This is a genomic window from Vibrio sp. A37, assembly GCF_059777565.1.
The window spans coordinates 61769-79438 of record NZ_JBLNLI010000011.1 but is presented as its reverse complement, the minus strand read 5'-3'; the positions used below and the strand labels follow the sequence as shown (position 1 = coordinate 79438).

Annotated in this window: 17 protein-coding genes; 3 read left to right on the top strand and 14 right to left on the bottom strand. The window is 42.0% G+C overall.

The features are described from left to right. Nucleotides 1-26: 26 nt before the first annotated feature. Nucleotides 27-2651, top strand: coding sequence for a bifunctional uridylyltransferase/uridylyl-removing protein GlnD (glnD, locus tag ACM2FC_RS17415; protein ID WP_498482246.1), 2625 nt, complete (start codon nucleotides 27-29; stop codon nucleotides 2649-2651). A gap of 78 nt (nucleotides 2652-2729) precedes the next feature. Further along, a complete protein-coding gene (locus ACM2FC_RS17410; protein ID WP_498482245.1) occupies nucleotides 2730-3113 on the top strand; it encodes a DUF3461 family protein in 384 nt (127 codons plus the stop codon). A gap of 68 nt (nucleotides 3114-3181) precedes the next feature. On the opposite strand, the gene pgpA is transcribed toward ACM2FC_RS17410, so the two are convergent. The 13 genes from pgpA to ACM2FC_RS17345 form a co-directional block, all read right to left on the bottom strand. Further along, a complete protein-coding gene (gene pgpA, locus ACM2FC_RS17405) occupies nucleotides 3182-3688 on the bottom strand; it encodes a phosphatidylglycerophosphatase A (protein ID WP_498482244.1) in 507 nt (168 codons plus the stop codon). Then, nucleotides 3685-4662 carry a thiamine-phosphate kinase gene (thiL, locus tag ACM2FC_RS17400; protein ID WP_498482243.1) on the bottom strand — a complete coding sequence of 326 codons (978 nt, stop codon included), beginning with the start codon at nucleotides 4660-4662 and terminating at the stop codon, nucleotides 3685-3687. Before thiL ends, pgpA begins: the two co-directional genes overlap by 4 nt. 68 nt (nucleotides 4663-4730) lie before the next feature. After that, complete coding sequence (gene nusB / locus ACM2FC_RS17395) at nucleotides 4731-5198, bottom strand: transcription antitermination factor NusB (protein WP_498482242.1); 468 nt, start codon at nucleotides 5196-5198, stop codon at nucleotides 4731-4733. Beyond that, the gene (gene ribH / locus ACM2FC_RS17390) at nucleotides 5198-5668 is read right to left on the bottom strand and encodes a 6,7-dimethyl-8-ribityllumazine synthase (RefSeq protein WP_498482241.1); all 471 of its coding nucleotides are present in this window, start codon (nucleotides 5666-5668) and stop codon (nucleotides 5198-5200) included. The genes nusB and ribH overlap by 1 nt, the downstream gene beginning before the upstream one ends. 187 nt (nucleotides 5669-5855) lie before the next feature. After that, the gene (locus ACM2FC_RS17385; protein ID WP_498482240.1) at nucleotides 5856-6512 is read right to left on the bottom strand and encodes a riboflavin synthase; all 657 of its coding nucleotides are present in this window, start codon (nucleotides 6510-6512) and stop codon (nucleotides 5856-5858) included. A 22-nt stretch (nucleotides 6513-6534) separates the two neighbouring features. After that, nucleotides 6535-7632: a bifunctional diaminohydroxyphosphoribosylaminopyrimidine deaminase/5-amino-6-(5-phosphoribosylamino)uracil reductase RibD gene (gene ribD, locus ACM2FC_RS17380; RefSeq protein WP_498482239.1), complete on the bottom strand. Its 1098-nt coding sequence runs from the start codon at nucleotides 7630-7632 to the stop codon at nucleotides 6535-6537. A 9-nt stretch (nucleotides 7633-7641) separates the two neighbouring features. Next, nucleotides 7642-8091, bottom strand: coding sequence for a transcriptional regulator NrdR (gene nrdR, locus ACM2FC_RS17375; protein WP_498482238.1), 450 nt, complete (start codon nucleotides 8089-8091; stop codon nucleotides 7642-7644). A gap of 86 nt (nucleotides 8092-8177) precedes the next feature. After that, nucleotides 8178-9428 (bottom strand): glutamate-5-semialdehyde dehydrogenase, encoded by a 1251-nt coding sequence (locus ACM2FC_RS17370; protein WP_498482237.1) that lies wholly within the window; start codon nucleotides 9426-9428, stop codon nucleotides 8178-8180. A 37-nt stretch (nucleotides 9429-9465) separates the two neighbouring features. Further along, nucleotides 9466-10611: a glutamate 5-kinase gene (gene proB / locus ACM2FC_RS17365; protein WP_498482332.1), complete on the bottom strand. Its 1146-nt coding sequence runs from the start codon at nucleotides 10609-10611 to the stop codon at nucleotides 9466-9468. Nucleotides 10612-10772: 161 nt separating this feature from the next. After that, nucleotides 10773-11162, bottom strand: a complete 390-nt coding sequence (gene crl, locus ACM2FC_RS17360) for a sigma factor-binding protein Crl (protein ID WP_498482236.1) — start codon at nucleotides 11160-11162, stop codon at nucleotides 10773-10775. A gap of 85 nt (nucleotides 11163-11247) precedes the next feature. Beyond that, nucleotides 11248-12495, bottom strand: coding sequence for an esterase FrsA (gene frsA / locus ACM2FC_RS17355; protein ID WP_498482235.1), 1248 nt, complete (start codon nucleotides 12493-12495; stop codon nucleotides 11248-11250). A 130-nt stretch (nucleotides 12496-12625) separates the two neighbouring features. Next, nucleotides 12626-13090 (bottom strand): xanthine phosphoribosyltransferase, encoded by a 465-nt coding sequence (gene gpt / locus ACM2FC_RS17350; protein WP_498482233.1) that lies wholly within the window; start codon nucleotides 13088-13090, stop codon nucleotides 12626-12628. 32 nt (nucleotides 13091-13122) lie between these two features. After that, nucleotides 13123-14412 (bottom strand): NCS2 family permease, encoded by a 1290-nt coding sequence (locus ACM2FC_RS17345; protein WP_498482232.1) that lies wholly within the window; start codon nucleotides 14410-14412, stop codon nucleotides 13123-13125. A gap of 915 nt (nucleotides 14413-15327) precedes the next feature. On the opposite strand from ACM2FC_RS17345, the gene ACM2FC_RS17340 reads away from it, so the two are divergent. Further along, a complete protein-coding gene (locus tag ACM2FC_RS17340) occupies nucleotides 15328-16800 on the top strand; it encodes an aminoacyl-histidine dipeptidase (protein ID WP_498482231.1) in 1473 nt (490 codons plus the stop codon). Nucleotides 16801-16906: 106 nt separating this feature from the next. Here the strand turns inward: ACM2FC_RS17340 and ACM2FC_RS17335 are convergent, their stop codons facing one another. Next, nucleotides 16907-17653 carry a DUF2884 family protein gene (locus ACM2FC_RS17335; protein ID WP_498482230.1) on the bottom strand — a complete coding sequence of 249 codons (747 nt, stop codon included), beginning with the start codon at nucleotides 17651-17653 and terminating at the stop codon, nucleotides 16907-16909. Nucleotides 17654-17670 lie beyond the last annotated feature (17 nt).

Here is a 17670-nt window from a genome sequence, read left to right as displayed (position 1 = left end):
GCTCAAAAGCACATGGATAGCTATTTATGCCCACTCAGTCTCCGCAAGTTTCTTCAGCAAAGTGCTTAACCGTTTGTGAAGTAAAGCCTCAGCTGGATCAATTTAGCGAAACTCAAAAGCAACAATTTCTCCATCACGAACCCATCACCGATCTTGTCGTTGGGCGCTCCAACTATATCGATGGCATCTTAGTCCAATTATGGCAATCCTTGGGGCTCGCAAACATTTCAGATATCGCACTGATTGCCGTTGGTGGCTATGGACGAGCGGAGCTGCACCCTTTATCTGATATTGATATTCTAGTTGTTTCTGAGCACAAGCTAGACGACATTACCGAAGCCAAGATAAGTGAGTTTATTACCTTTTTATGGGATTTGCGTCTAGAAGTCGGCCATGCAGTAAGAACTGTTGAACAGTGTGCACAAATCGGTCGCGAAGATTTAACCGTAGCCACCAACCTACAAGAGTCTCGGTATTTGACAGGGAATGAGGCTCTATATTTAAAACTCAAAGAGCAGGTTTTATCCAAGTCTTTTTGGCCAAGTGAAAATTTTTATCAAGCTAAAGTAAAAGAGCAAAAAGAGCGACATGCACGCTATCACGATACGACCTACAACCTAGAACCCGACATCAAATCAACGCCTGGTGGGTTGCGAGATATTCATACTTTGAGCTGGATTGCACGCAGACATTTTGGGGCAACTTCTCTATTGGAAATGAGTAAGTTTGGTTTCCTAACCGATGCAGAATATCGTGAATTGGTAGAGTGCCAAAACTTCTTGTGGCGCGTGAGATTTGCTCTACATATTCAGTTAAAGAGGTATGACAATCGTCTTACTTTTGCCCATCAAGCTCAAGTTGCCGAGCATTTAGGGTTTGAAGGCGAAGGTAACCGTGGCGTTGAGATGATGATGAAAGAGTTTTATCGCACTCTACGTCGCGTGGCAGAGCTCAATAAAATGCTGTTAAAAATCTTTGACCAAGTTATTTTAAACAATGGTATAGAGCAAGAACCTGTGATGCTCAGCGAAGATTTCTTTCGTCGAGGAAATTTAATAGAAGCAAGAAAGCCTGTGTTATTTCAATCACGCCCTGAGTCAATTTTGGATATGTTCATTCATATTGCCAACGACTCAACTATTGACAGTGTCGCCCCAGCCACACTTCGCCAGTTACGCACCGCTAGGCGGCGTCTCAATAAGTTTCTCCATACAATACCTTCAGCCAGAAAGAAGTTTATGACGTTAGCTCGCCACCCGAACTCACTAAATCGAGCTTTTGGGCTAATGCATAAACTGGGAGTACTTGCGACCTACTTGCCTCAATGGAATCAAATAGTCGGGCAAATGCAATTTGACCTATTTCATGTTTATACCGTTGACGAACATAGTATTCGCTTACTGAAACACATCAATAAGTTCAACGACCCCGACAATTACGAGAAGCACCCAATATGCTGTGAAGTCTTTCCTCGAATTCACAAAAAGGAACTTCTCATACTTGCGGCTATATTCCATGACATAGGTAAGGGGCGTGGTGGCGATCATTCAGAAATTGGCGCGGTTGAAGCGTACGATTTCTGTATTGAGCATGGATTATCTAAGCCAGAATCTAAACTGGTTTCTTGGTTAGTAAAAAATCACTTGTTGATGTCTGTTACGGCACAAAGAAGGGATATTTACGATCCGGAAGTCATCACTGAATTTGCAAAAAAAGTGCGTGATGAAGAATACTTGGAATATCTTGTTTGCCTCACTGTTTCAGATATCTGTGCCACAAACCCTGAACTTTGGAATAGCTGGAAAAGAACATTACTGGCAGAGCTGTTCTATTCAACTCAAAGAGCACTAAGACGCGGTTTAGAAAACCCTGTTGACGTTCGAGATCGCATACGCCACAACCAGCAATTAGCTTCAGCATTACTTAGAAAAAATGGCTTTTCCGCTAGGGAAATTGAAGTTCTTTGGCAACGCTTTAAAGCTGACTACTTCCTACGTCATACTCACAAGCAAATCGCTTGGCACTGTACTCATATTTTGCAACACTCAGATCATAGCCAACCTCTTATTCTTGTTAGCAAAAATGCAACTCGAGGCGGTACAGAAGTATTTGTTTATTGCAAAGATCAGGAAGCTTTATTCGCCAATGTGGTGGCCGAGCTAGACCGACGAAACTTTAATGTGCATGATGCCCAAGTCATGACCAGTAAAGATGGCTTTGTTCTCGACACATTCATGGTGCTTGACCAAAATGGAAAAGCAATAGAGTTAAACCGTCACAATATTATTATCAAACACCTCACCCAAGCCTTGCAAAAAGGCTGGCAAGCGAAGTTGAAACTACGAAGAACACCAAGAAACCTGCAACACTTTAAAGTTTCCACCAAAGTTGACTTCTTGCCCACAAAAAGTAAAAAGCGCACATTGATGGAATTAGTAGCACTGGATACTCCGGGTTTATTAGCTACGGTTGGAGCGACATTTGCAGATCTTGGCATCAACTTACATGGCGCAAAAATTACGACTATAGGAGAACGCGCTGAGGATTTATTCATTATTACTAATGAAAACAATGGTCAACTGAATGACGAAGATAAGGAGCAATTACGAGAGTTACTCAGCAATAATATTACCAAGCTGGCACCTCAATAAGTTGGCAACTTTACCGTCTAGAGCCTAATATCGTTTGGTAGGGCGAAATTGTAATTACATAAAAAGCAGAGGTCGATTATGTTCCCAAACCTCACGGGCCTTGGTATCCAAGACCCAAAACAAATTGAACGTTACTCGCTTCGTCAAGAAGCTCATAAAGACATACTTAAAATCTATTTTCGCAAGCAAAAAGGTGAACTTTTCGCCAAAAGTGTCAAGTTCAAATACCCAAGGCAAGTAAAGAATGTCTTAGTTGACAGTGGCAGCCATCAATACAAAGAGGTCACGGAGATCAATCGCAATTTAACCTTAGTGATTGATGAGCTTAACACCATCACCAAACCAGAAAAAATGGCTGAGGCTGATGTTAAGAGCAAGATTTTGAAAGACTTGCATCACCTTGAAAAAGTCGTCGCCTGTAAAATTGCTGAGATCGAGTCAGATCTAGAAAAACTTAAGTGAGAGCTATATTCAACAAAAGGAACACCTAAGAAAGGTCCGAGAGCTCGGACCTATCGAGAAAATACAACTTAGTTCATCCAGCCTAAATAGCTTCCCAGTAAGCCAAGCACAATGAGTGACATCACTCCGGCAAGAATATCATCCACCATAATACCAAAACCACCGCCGACTCGTTTATCTAGCCAGCTTATCGGCCAAGGTTTAACCATGTCAAAAAAACGAAACAGAATAAATCCACTTAGAATCCATCGCCAATCTAGCGTATTCAAGTGAAAGAAAGGAACCACAAGCATAGTTATCCAATAACCAGCAAACTCATCCCAAACGATAGAGCCATGATCATGTACACCCATATCATCAGAAGTGATTTGGCAAATTTTCACCCCAACAATACACGCTAAAACAACCGCTAGGTAATATATTGACGCTGGAAGTTGAACCAACAGCAAATAGAAAGGAATCGAAGCAATGGTTCCCATCGTCCCCGGGACAACCGGAGATAGCCCACTACCAAATCCAGTAGCCAATAAATGCCAAGGGTTTTTCAAAGCAATACGCGATTTAGGGTCAGTCATGACACTTGCTCCTCAAAATGGTCAAACCCTCCTAACTGCCAATCAATAAGCTTCCCACTTTCATGCAACTCAAGCTTATTTCCCGCGCGAATCTGCCCAATACAAGTAAATGTTGTTCCACAGTGAGAAAGTGCGCTATCTAACGCTCCACGATTTTCCTCAGGAACGGTAAAACAAAGCTCATATTCTTCGCCACTTGACAGAGCATATTGCTTTGCCCGTTGGTTATTGGCCAAAAACTCACGAAGTTCCACTGAAGTCGGCAATGAATCAACATCAATGCTCGCACCAACCTCGGAACGTTTTAGGATATGTTGTAGGTCGGCGACCAACCCATCTGAGATATCCACTGCAGCGCTAGCTATCGGTAACAACGCTTGTCCTACCAATATTCTTGGGGTAGCCAAATAGTGCCGCTCTTCCAAATCATTGGCATAAGGTTTACTGCGAAGCGTGCCGTCAAGAATAACATCCAAGCCAGCTTTACTATCACCGAGATTACCCGTCACGTAGATCCAGTCTCCAACCTTTGCTCCAGATCGAGTTAATGCTTTATGTTCGGGAACAAAACCTTGCACTGTTAAAGTCAAACTCAGTGGCCCTTTGGTAGTATCTCCACCAATCAGTTGAATGCCATAATAATTCGCTAAATCATAAAAAGCATCACAAAATTCGACTAACCAATGTTCATCAACTTTAGGCATGGTTAAGGCCATTGAGACCCAAGATGGTGTCGCACCCATTGCAGCAAGATCGCTCAAGTTAGAAGCTAAAGCTTTGTGCGCAACCCATGCAGGGTTTGCGTCTGCAAGGAAATGTGTTCCAGCTGCTAAGGTATCCGTACTAATTGCAATCGCGGTATTGTCCGGCGCCTTCACCAATGCACAATCATCACCTATCGACAGCAATACATCCTTTCGTTGAGGCTGCCTATCGATAAAATATTTATCAATTACATTAAACTCGTTCATCATACAGTCGGTAAATTATTTAGCGGTGAAAGAGTAAAAAGGCCAGCTAACGCTGGCCTTTTCTTGAGAGATTATTTTTTGCGAACATGAGGCGCTGCTTTATCCAGCACACCATTCACAAACTTGTGACTATCTTCAGCGGCAAAAACTTTAGCCAGTTCGATGGCCTCATTAATCACCACTTTATAAGGAACATCTTCACAGCGTGTCATTTCATACATCGCCATACGAAGCAAAGCAAGTTCCATCATGTCTAGGTCTTGCATTGGGCGCGATAGGTATGGTCTTAACTTGCTATCAAGATCAGTGTGATTAAGCACAACGCCAGTTAATAGCTCACGGAAATAGTTAACATCGGTTTCCGGTGCTGTTAGAGCAGGCTCAGCAGCATGATGTTCTTCTTCATCATACTTGCCTCCTGATAAAAATTGCTCTTCAACTGTAGCAACATTTTCTTTAGTAATTTGCCAAGAATAAATAGCTTGCAAAGCAAATTGACGTGCATTTCGTCGTGCGGCTGGTTTCACACTTGCCCCCATTAGGAATCAATTTCAGACAGAACGTTAATCATTTCTAGTGCGCTAAGTGCTGCCTCTGCACCTTTGTTTCCAGCCTTGGTTCCCGCACGTTCAATAGCTTGATCAATCGTTTCAACAGTTAGGACGCCAAATGCCACTGGAATGCTGAATTCCAAAGACACTTGAGCTAAACCTTTATTACACTCGTTACATACATAGTCAAAGTGTGGTGTACCACCACGGATAACAGTACCTAAAGAAACAATCGCATCATATTTGCCAGTCTTAGCAACGCGCTGAGCAACTAAAGGTAGTTCCACAGCTCCTGGGCAGCGAACGACGACAATGTTGTCGTCACTTACTTGACCATGACGCTTTAAAGTATCGATTGCACCAGATAGAAGACTTTCATTGATAAAGCTATTAAAGCGAGAAATAACAATAGCGATTTTCGCGTTTGGTGCTGGGAAGCCACCCTCGATAACTTTCATATGTTTTCCTTTAACCATATTTAACCAGTGAGAACCGCCGGATTCTAGCACAGAACTGTGAGCAATATCTAATAGGAATTTAACAACAATGATAAAAGCAGAGCACCTAGAATGCACTCTGCTTTTTATAATGTGAGTTTCAACTAACTAAAGCGAACATGAACGGTATAAATCGAGTAGTTTGCTATCAAGCAAACCCATTATCTCTAAGGAAATCGAGCGTCAATTTTGACTCTGGCTGCTGAGCATCTTTTTTGCTTTCTAAAAGACGTTCCATATAACGAGCCAGCAAGTCCACTTCTATATTCACTCTTTTGCCAACTTGAAAGCCGCTAATTGTCGTTTCACTAGAAGTATGCGGAACAATCGTCAGCTTGAACGATGATTTCGAAATCGCGTTTATTGTTAAGCTAATGCCATCAACAGTGATGGAACCTTTTTCGGCGATGTACTTCGCGAACTCAGCTGGTATCTCAACCCAATATTCGTACGCTCTGCCTTTTTGCTGGTAATCAATAACCTTGCCTACACAATCTACGTGGCCAGAAACAATGTGCCCGCCAAAACGAGTGGTTGGCAGCATCGCTTTTTCGAGGTTAACTTGATCGCCAACCTGGTAATCAGAAAAGCCAGACTTATTGAGCGTTTCCATCGACAAGTCAGCTTTGTAAGTTGTATCGGTCATTTCGACAACCGTTAAACAAACACCATTGGTTGCGATACTGTCACCTAGAGCAACGTCTGACATGTCAAGAGAACCAATATTCACCTTGATTCTCATGTCATCGCCTTTACGTTCCATAGCAGCTAGCGTACCGACTGCTTCAACAATTCCTGTAAACATAATTCATTCTACTGTTTAATCTCTAATCCAATGTGGCAATCAAACGCAAGTCGGGGCCAACATGACGGACATCTTGGATGCTAATGTTAATCACATCTTGCATAGATTCAAGCCCTAAAGAACCAAATAAACCTTTGCCATCACTGCCCATAATTTTAGGCGCTAGGTAAAGCACAAGTTCATCAACGAGACCTGCTTGCAGAAGAGATTTTGCTAGATTCGCTCCCGCTTCAACCCAGATATGATTAATATGATGACTCTTTGCTAGGCGTTTAAACAACTCGGTTAGGTCAAACAGACCTTCGCTATCCAAAGGAGAATTTACATTACCTTCTTGGCTGTTTATGACCACTACCTCGCCATCTACCTGAAAAAGCTTGAGGGATGGTGTTAGGTCATTATTTCTATCCAATATGATACGAACAGGCTGACGCAGCTCACTATGCGGATATTTCTGTTGGGTACATTCTGGTAGTTCATTCCAACGTACATTGAGCGAGGCATCGTCATCGATAACCGTTTTGCTAGTTGACAATACCGCACAGGCTTTTGAGCGAAAATGTTGAACGTCGCTGCGTGCTAGAGGGGAAGTAATCCATTGACTTTCACCGTTGGCTAAAGCGGTTTGTCCGTCAATGCTTGCGGCCATTTTTAGTTGAACAAATGGAAGCCCAGTTTTCATCAGCTTAATAAAGCCTCGGTTTAACGCGAGCGCTTCTTCTTCCATCAGCCCTACTTGAACCTCAATACCAGCCTGACGTAACATCCTAATGCCCTGCCCAGCTACCTTCGGGTTTGGGTCTTCCATTGCACAAACAACCTTACTAACACCAGCTTTAATTAATGCCTCAGAGCAAGGTGGTGTTCGGCCATAGTGGGAGCAAGGCTCTAAAGTCACATAAACGGTTGCTCCTTTTGCTTTTTCGCCCGCAGCTTTTAACGCATGAACCTCTGCGTGGGCCTCACCTGCTTTGTAGTGGAAACCCTCACCGACTATATTTTCGCCATGTGCAATGACACACCCTACATTCGGGTTTGGTGCTGTGGTAAACATGCCGTTTTTTGCCATTTCAATGGCTCGCAGCATCAGGTGGTAATCTATGGATTGATATTCAGACATCTAGGTTCGTTAATCTTCTAATTTTGCTATTTCTTCACCAAACTCGCGAATATCCTCAAAGCTTCGATAGACAGAAGCAAAACGAATATAAGCAACTTTATCGAGCTCTTTGAGTTGCTCCATGACTAAATTTCCGATCATGGCACTATCAACTTCACGCTCTCCAGTGGCTCTCAACTGAGACTTGATCATACTGATTGCCAGTTCAATTGAATCAGCACTCACTGGCCTTTTTTCCAATGCTCGTTGAATTCCACCAATCATTTTATCTTCATTAAATGGCTCCCGATTGCCATTAGATTTGATCACCTTTGGCATAACCAATTCTGCGCTTTCAAAGGTAGTGAAACGTTCGTGGCACGCAAGACACTCTCGTCGCCTTCTCACTTGATGGCCATCGGCAACTAGCCGAGAATCAATAACTTTCGTGTCATTTTCCGAACAAAATGGACAATGCATATTACCTCCGTGATTTCGCTTATCTATAAAGACAAAGTTAAATAAGCGAAAGGGAATCTAAGATGTTGCTCTAGGGTCATTGGAACCTAGCTACGAGATAAATAATCCGCTTTACCGACCCACTTATAACTCGTGAGTTCTTCTAGCCCCATAGGTCCGCGTGCATGCAGCTTCTGAGTTGAAACAGCAACTTCAGCCCCTAATCCAAACTGCGCACCGTCAGTAAAACGAGTGGATGCATTGACATACACTGCTGCTGTATCGACTGAGTTAATAAACAGTTCAGCATTGCGAAGACTGTTGGTCATAATTGCATCAGAGTGACTGGCATTATGAACGCGCATATGTTCAATCGCTTCATTGATGTCTTCAACAACCTTCACTCCAAGGGTCAAACTCAACCACTCAGTATCAAAATCTCCGCCCTTAGCATCAGTTAAGTTTGCACAGCCTCCTAGGTATGACTTAGCTTTAGGTTCCACTACTAACTTAACCCTATCAGACAATTGATTGGCTAATTGAGGTAAAAATTCTTCTGCGACTTTTTCATGAACGAGCAAAGTATCGACAGTGTTACATGTCGATGGTCGTTGTGTTTTGGCATTTTCAACAATATCGACAGATTTATCTAACTCTGCACTTTCATCAATAAAGATATGGCTGATACCAAATCCGCCGATAATAACTGGAATAGTGCTGTTCTCTTTACACATTTTGTGTAGTCCAGCGCCCCCCCTAGGGATAATCATATCGACGTACTGGTCAAGTTTCAGCAACTGAGAAACCAACTCTCTGTCTGGTTTATCTATATATTGAACAGATGTGGAAGGCAGGCCAGCTTCTTCTAAGGCGGTTTGAATGACTTTAATCAACTCAATATTGGTAAAGAAGGTCTCTTTGCCGCCACGTAAAATACTAGCATTGCCGGTCTTGAGACAAAGAGCTGCGATATCTATTGTGACATTTGGCCTTGCTTCATATATCACTCCCACTACACCAAGCGGGACTCGGCGACGCGATAAAGACATCCCATTCGGCAACACTTTACTGTCTATCTCACTACCGACGGGGTCGTTTAGGTTGATAACATTTCGAACGTCATCTGCGATGGCTTTAATTCGTTGTTCATTGAGCAGTAAGCGATCGAGCATTGCGTCGCTAAGACCGGCTTCACGACCAGAGCTAATGTCTTTCTCGTTTGCCGAAAGTATTGCTGCGACGTTCAGCTCTAGCTGATCGGCAATTGTCTGCAAAGCTGAATTTTTCTGTGCGGTAGAGGCCGTTGCTAAGCTATACGAAGCACGTTTTGCAGCCTCTCCTAAATTTGTTAGATCCAAAACTTTTCCCTTTATTTTGCGTTAGGGTCAACGAACCCTAGTCTTGTATCACGACAAGGTCATCTCGGTGAATCACTTCTGATCCGTAGTCATAGCCAAGTATATTGATAATATCTTTACTATGTTTACCAACAATTTTAGCTAAATCGAGACTTGAATAACTCGATAACCCTTTTGCTATCAGCTCGCCTTGTTTATTTGTTACTCTAGCAACATCACCACGAGCAAATTGACCGCTGACTTTTACCACCCCTTTGGCGAGCAAGCTACTGCCTTTATTAATCACAGCGGCTGCCGCACCATCATCTATAACAATATTACCTACGGCAGCAGGACCTGCCAGTATCCATTTTTTGCGATTTTCCAACGCCTCTTCAAGGGGCAAGAAACGAGTACCATGTGGGGTATCACTCATGCAGTCGACAATAACATTATGTGCACTGCCTGCTGCAATGATGACTTCGATTCCCGCTCGGCGTGCTATATCTGCCGCCTGAAGCTTTGTCGCCATTCCGCCTGTACCTAATGTCGTACCACTACCACCAGCAATTTTTCTTAAGGTTGCGTCAATTGCACGAACTTCTTTAATCAGCTCTGCATCTGGGTCCTTGCGCGGATCAGCAGTAAATAAACCTTTCTGATCGGTTAATAGCAGCAACTTATCAGCACTACATAAAATTCCAACCAGAGCACACAGGTTATCGTTGTCACCAACTTTAATTTCGCTGGTCGCCACCGCGTCATTTTCATTGACTATAGGGATAATATCGTTTTCAACCAAAGCATGAATGGTATCTCTGGCATTTAAAAATCTCTCTCGATCTTCTAGATCGGCACGAGTGAGCAACATTTGCCCAATCTTAATGCCATATATCGAGAAAAGAGACTCCCAAACCTGAATAAGTTGGCTTTGACCTACAGCAGCAAGCAATTGTTTACTTGCCATCGCGTTTGGCAATGCGGGGTAGCCTAAATGCTCACGCCCCGCCGCCATTGCACCAGAAGAAACAATGACAACAGAGTGACCCAATTTTTTAAGCTCTGCGCATTGTCGTACAAGATCGACCATATGCGCTTTATCGAGTGCTAAAGTTCCGCCAGTTAATACACTGGTTCCCAACTTCACCACGATAGTCTTACGAAGAGAGCTATCATTTCTCTGCTGATTTTCTGTCATATCCATGTCTAATGTAGAAAACATAACTGAAAAGATGTTTTAGCAATCAAAAGGAAATTAAACAAGAAAAAAAGGCGCGAAAACGCCTCTTTAGGAAGATATGATAATAATAAAGCCGGAAGAACGGCTAAAAAGCGCTTCCGGTAAAGTAATTCGAATGAAAAGAGCTAAACAAACTCTACTGATTCTTCGTGCATATTCACTTTAAGGTTAAAGTTGCTGCTGAGTGTATCAACAAGCTTTTTATGGAAGTCTTCTTGAGTTCTATTCACTTCTGCAACCGCTTTTTTAGGGATACTGTGTGCTTCCCAGTCTCCCGCTAGATTGTACCGACCAATGTAATATTTGGCTGCAAAAGCACCTTCCACTTGCTCCAGCTCTAACCACCACCCCCAAAATTCCCTTTCTTCTGGAGATTTCTTATCGTTAACACAAGAAGACAAGCAATCAAATAAGTAGTGCCCTTCGCTTGATTGTGATTCTCTAATATATGGGCCCATGGCCTTTAGCGCTGACAGCAAACGATAATGGGTCGGGTGTTTGATGACATCAGACATATTGTTTCTCCATTTCAACATTAAGCATGATGATTACGTGGTGATTAACTCCTTATTAACATGCTTAACTATAAAACGAAAAATGTCACCTAAATAGCTCTTTTTCCAACCACTTTATCGCTAAATCGAGGGATTGCTCATATCCTTGTGAAATTATCTTACTGTTTATTTTTTTCGCTTCACCACCATGGCTGAACATTGCGACCAACTGATTGTCAGAAAATGGAGACATATGATCGTTGTCTAAACTAAGCGCCATAATCGGCACCCGAGTTTTTCGACTAGACAAAAAACCCTGAATTTTCAATGACCAAGCAGCAAGTCGCTTAGAGAGACTATTCAGATCCACAACAGATTTACCCAGCCTTGAAGCTAATACATCTATGTACATTTTTGACATTCCAGACATTTTTTCAGGTGAAGAAAGAATGTCATGGATTGGTGCACCTAATGCTACGCAAGCTTTGATTTTTGTTTGCTCTAGAAAAGAAAGACGAATCATCGCATTACCGCCAAAACGGAAACCAAACAAGCCGACTTTATGGTGGTCAACCCAAGGAATATTCGGCAGTTCATTCAATACTGCTTGGTGTAAACACGACGTGTCCTCAGTGAGAGTCCAATGACGACTATGACCAATTGACGGCATATCAACTGTCAGCATTGCAATGTCTTTTTGGGCTAGATAATCTCTAAATAAGCGCCACATGTCGGTTTGCAGAGTATCCAAGCCAGCGCTCACTATCACGACTGGCTGCGGCTTTTCTGTGCTAGAAAGGTGCAAGTTAGCAACGATTTTCTTGTTTTTGTATGGAACCTCGATGGGCTTGATAACATACTTGGTTTTCTTTGCTGCTTCAGCGTACGCATTGTTTGCCAAAGTTTGAGCTTGACGTGCCAAACTGTCGTTTTTTAAATGTGGGTAGCCAGCGATACTAAAACACAATGAAGCTCTAAATAATGAGTCAGCTGCTGCTTCACCTTCGAGTTCATGTGAGGCTCTTTGATAGTTCATACCAAGCTTTGTCCACTCATAGGCCCAATTACCACTGCGATATCCCAATACCGTATCTAGCTGCTCATCATTGGTACGAGAGCCCTCTGACGAAGCGATCTTTGCAAGTACTTCCTCTTGGTCAATTGGGTCAACACCTTGCCATACCCATTGCAGCCTTCTTACTATTCGATACCAAGCAGCATCACTTTCGGCATTTTTCTTGTCCAATATAGTTTGGCTACTTGGTAGATATTCCGTCAATGCTGAGGTTTCTTTTGCTTGCTTATGTTTCGCAAACAAAACTTCTGATAAGTTTTTGCTGGATGGTTCTGACATTTCTAAACCTGATACCTTAAGTTGGTGGCACTAGGTATATATCATATACCCAACTGACCTCAAGATGCTTGAGTTGAATAAAAAAATGACCCTGAAAGGGCCATTTTTCAAATACACAGGACTAATCGACTTACTTGCGTTTGCGATTAATAGGCTCGACATAACCAAAAGCCATATCCCATGGCTGTTCGATCCAAGTGTCTTGTGCGATATCGACAACATACTCATCAACTAAGTCGCTACCAGCAGGTTTAGCGCAAACAGTAACAAACTTAGCTTTTGGGTACATTTCGCGAATTTTTCTCGCTGTATCGCCACTATCCACCAAATCATCAACAACGAGGTAACCTTCACCATCATGTTCTGGAGCTTTTAATACAGTCATATCACGTTGATGATCGTGGTCATAGCTTGAAATACAAACTGTATCTACATAACGAATACCTAGTTCTCTAGCAAGAATAGCTGCCGGAACTAAGCCTCCACGACTTACTGCTAAAATACCTTTCCATTGTTCTGCCGGCATTTGCATTTCCGCCAGTTTACGGCAGTAGCCATGCATCATTTCCCACGTGATTATGAATTTATTGCTCATTGTAGAATCCAAAGTTTAATTAAAATTGTTTGTTAGCCGACGATGTACTTAATTATAAAAATTGCAGCCAATACGTATACACTAATCGATACCTCTCGACCTTTGCCACTGAGTACTTTTATCGCAGCATAAGAAATAAAGCCAAACGAAATGCCTTCAGCAATTGAAAATGTTAATGGCATCAATAGGCAAGTAACAACAACAGGAGCTGCCTCAGTTAAATCTCGCCAGTCAACGCTTACTAATCCAGACAGCATCAAGATAGCAACATAGAAAAGTGCTCCAGATGTTGCATAAGCAGGTATCATGCCCGCTAATGGCGAGAAGAATAAAGCAAGCAAGAAGAAAATACCAACAACAACTGCAGTTAATCCAGTTCGTCCACCTTCTGCGACACCAGAAATGCTTTCAACGTAAGACGTTGTATTTGATGTTCCAAGTAGAGCGCCAATTGAAGTTGCTGTTGAATCAGCCAATAAAGCTCGGCCAATACGAGGAATCTTACCGTCTTCACCAATAAGGTTTGCTTTTGAAGCAACACCGACTAGTGTGCCCGCAGTATCAAATAAATCCACAAATAAGAACGCGAACACTACGGTAATCATCCCAACACTCAATAACCCTGAGAAGTCAAGCTGCAAAAATGTCGGTGCTATGCTTGGCGGCGCAGAAACAATTCCGTGCCATTTCACATCACCAAAGATTAGGCCCAGCACGGTGACAGCTAATATAGCGATCATCACCGCACCTTTTATACCACGTTGCACTAACCCAATGGTGATAAAGAAACCAAGACAAGCGAGTACGGCATGCAGTGAAGTAATTTCGCCTAAAGTGACAAATGTAGCAGGGCTGGCAACAACAATACCGGCATTTTTCAATGCGATAAATGCGAGAAACAGACCGATACCAGCCGATATGCCCGTACGTAAAGAAAGAGGAATAGAGTCAATGATAAGCTCTCGGACTTTCATCAAACTCAACAGTATAAATAGGCAGCCAGACATAAACACAGCCGCTAGTGCAACTTGCCATGTATAGCCCATACCTAATACAACTGAATAAGTGAAGAAGGCGTTTAGGCCCATGCCCGGTGCTTGAGCAATAGGTAAATTGGCCCAAAATCCCATGATAAAACAGCCTATTGCTGCAGCCAAGCATGTGGCAACAAAGACTGCGCCATGGTCCATACCAGTTGATGATAAAATAGCCGGATTTACAAATATGATATAGGCCATAGTCAAGAACGTCGTCATTCCTGCAACGGCTTCTGTCTTAACATTTGTCCCATTTTCACCGAGTTTAAAGAGTTTTTCTAGCATATTCGAGTCCGTTTCAACGTAGAGAGTTAGTCCTACGTAATCGTTTGGCTGGGAATTATAATTTCATAAAATGTTAATTACCACTAATTATTAATCGCAACTCCAACTGAGAAGCACTTTTGCTACACAATCAAAATCAAACTACACAAATTGAATTTAAATCATTATTTTTCAAATAGATAGATACAATACACTTTCAGTCTTGTTTTTAATTCGGAAAATTAAAAAAATTTACGAGTACAATTTACTTAAAAACAGTTTCACACATCTATGAAAACAAGGTCATAAGTAACTATTTGTTCGATAATAGGAAGAATCCAATTTCAGAGTACAAAAATTAGACATGCTAGACATAAAAAAAGCCACTCAAATGAGTGGCTATCGAATCAAATCAGTACATGACTGCAAAAAATTCTAAAATCAAGGGGGTATTAACAACTTAAGAAGATCGCTTCAGATATTGCCCTAGTAACCAAAAGTAGTTGGATACACAAACCTACCGGTAAACATTGCACCACGTTTCCAATAAGTTGCAGATGGTAAACCTTTCATAACTATCACCTTTACATTCAATGAATTCACACAGATCTCTGTTCCATGGAGGCGATGTATCGGACTCATCCTTTAAGCATTTTCTCTTCTCTCGAAGTTAGTAACCAATATACCACAATGTAATTAAATTACAAATTACAAAGATTGAAATATCCAAAAAAGTTCAACTTTTAGTCTAAATGTGACAGTAAAGGTAATAAATTTACACAATAAAATTATTCCGTGATTTTATTTCATCTAAATTACTTATCAAAGCTCAGAAAACATCAGCTTCTAGAATTTCCTTTTTTAGAAGTGAGGATCTGGTGGTATCCTTGGGAGCCTAACGAAACAAATAGCGTGTACACCAAAAAGGAGTAATCCGTGTCTGATACTCATTCTGAAATTAGTAACCTATCACCTAATTTAATTTGGCACTTTTTTGATAAAATCTGTTCTATTCCCCACCCTTCCAAGCACGAAGACGCTTTAGCGCAATACATTGTTGATTGGGCTACAGAGCAAGACTTACAAGTGAAGCGAGATGAAGTAGGCAACGTATTCATTAAAAAGCCTGCTACACCAGGCATGGAAAATAAAAAAGGTGTGATACTGCAAGCTCATATCGACATGGTTCCACAGAAAAATGAAGATACAAACCACGACTTCACTACCGATCCAATTCGCCCGTATATTGACGGAGAATGGGTAACAGCAGATGGCACGACTTTAGGTGCGGACAATGGTATTGGAATGGCATCTTGTCTAGCAGTGCTCGCTTCAAAAGAAATCCAACACGGCCCGATTGAAGTACTGCTTACGATCGATGAAGAAGCAGGCATGACTGGCGCATCAAACCTTCTGCCAGGATGGCTTGAAGGCGAGATCCTACTCAATACCGACTCAGAGCAAGAAGGTGAAGTCTACATGGGCTGCGCTGGTGGAATCGATGGTGCGATTTCCTTCGATGTTTCGACAGAGCCAACCCCAGCTGGATACGTTTCTCACCAGCTAACTCTAAAAGGACTAAAAGGTGGACACTCAGGCTGTGATATCCACACCGGGCGTGGAAATGCAAATAAGCTACTGGCGCGTTTTTTAGCTGCTCATAGTCAAGAGTTAGATCTGCGTCTTATTAACTTTAGAGGAGGCAGTTTACGTAACGCTATTCCTCGCGAAGCTTTTGCTCAAGTTGCGATTCCACAGGAAAATAAAGCCAAGCTAGACGAATTGTACTCAACCTTCACTGCACTAATTAAAGCTGAACTTGGCAGTATCGAAACTGATATTGTGACCTTTAACGAAGAGATAGATGTTCCAGCAGAAGTCTTCTCTGTCAATGACCAACAAAGAGTAATTGCGACGCTTAATGCCTGTCCAAATGGCGTGGTAAGAATGAGCGATGATGTTGAAGGGGTTGTAGAAACCTCATTGAATGTTGGCGTAGTGACCACAGAAGATAATAAAGTCACCATTTTATGTTTAATTCGCTCTTTGATCGAATCAGGGAGAGTCCAAGTCGAAAGTACACTGCGCTCAGTAGCAGAGCTCGCCAATGCTGGTATTGAATTCTCTGGTGCGTACCCTGGTTGGAAACCGGATCCAAACTCTGAAATTATGGCTATTTTCCGTGACATGTATGAAGGTATTTACGGAAACAAACCAAATATTATGGTCATTCACGCAGGTTTGGAATGTGGGCTTTTCAAAGAACCATACCCGCACATGGACATGGTATCATTCGGACCAACGATTAAGTTCCCTCACTCTCCAGATGAAAAAGTGAAAATCGACACTGTTGAGCTATTTTGGGAGCAAATGGTTGCACTTCTACAAAATATTCCTGAAAAGAAATAACTCCTACAGGCTCTAGCAATACTGATATACGTATACAAGCTGGCGTAATGCCAGCTTGTATATTTAAAGCAAAGACTACTCAATCAGCGTCTGTGAACTAAATTGGTCATTTCTTAAATATGCTATAGCTTTCCAACTGTGGGATCTGTTTGTGCAGTGACTGCTCTTCACTTTTCAGCTCATACAAAGATTGGCATACCTTCTGTCCTTGTAACTTCAATTGACTCGAATGAGTATTAAGCTGTGTTGCCACCTGCGTTTTTAATTCTGATAGTTGGTTGGAGAATTCAGACAGGTTAATTCCGCCATTTTGGTTCATTTTTGTAGACATAACATTAAAAGCTTGATTGACAAATTCAGTATCAAATAGCGATTTTGCTTTCGCATAATAAGCTGGTAGTTGAGCTTTAGCAGACTCAAACGTATTGGCAGGCAGAACCAAACTCTCTCCTTTATAGTAATGTGACTGGATGTCGTCTGCAAAAGTTCTCATGGACTGTTTGAAGCGATCAAAGGCATCTGGAGCATCCAGCTTTTTTGATACTTCATCAACAATACCATCGGCAAAATCGAGGTTTTTTCCTATAAATTGCTTAATAGCAGGTCCGTATTGGCTTACCTTCTGGCGATAGCTGTCGAGATCTTGTTTTTGCTCTTTGTTGAGGGTGATTGCTTTACCTGCAATAGACAAACTATCATCTCCAGCTATTTGAGCAGTTTGACCATTAGATTTTACAATTGCCACCGACTGCCCAGTAATTTGCACTTCATTGGCCAAGTCAACCTTGCACATTTCTGCCCAGCTAGAAGTACTCAGTAACAACGTGGCAAAGCCAACTAGAAATTTGGTCATATATGATGTCCTATCTT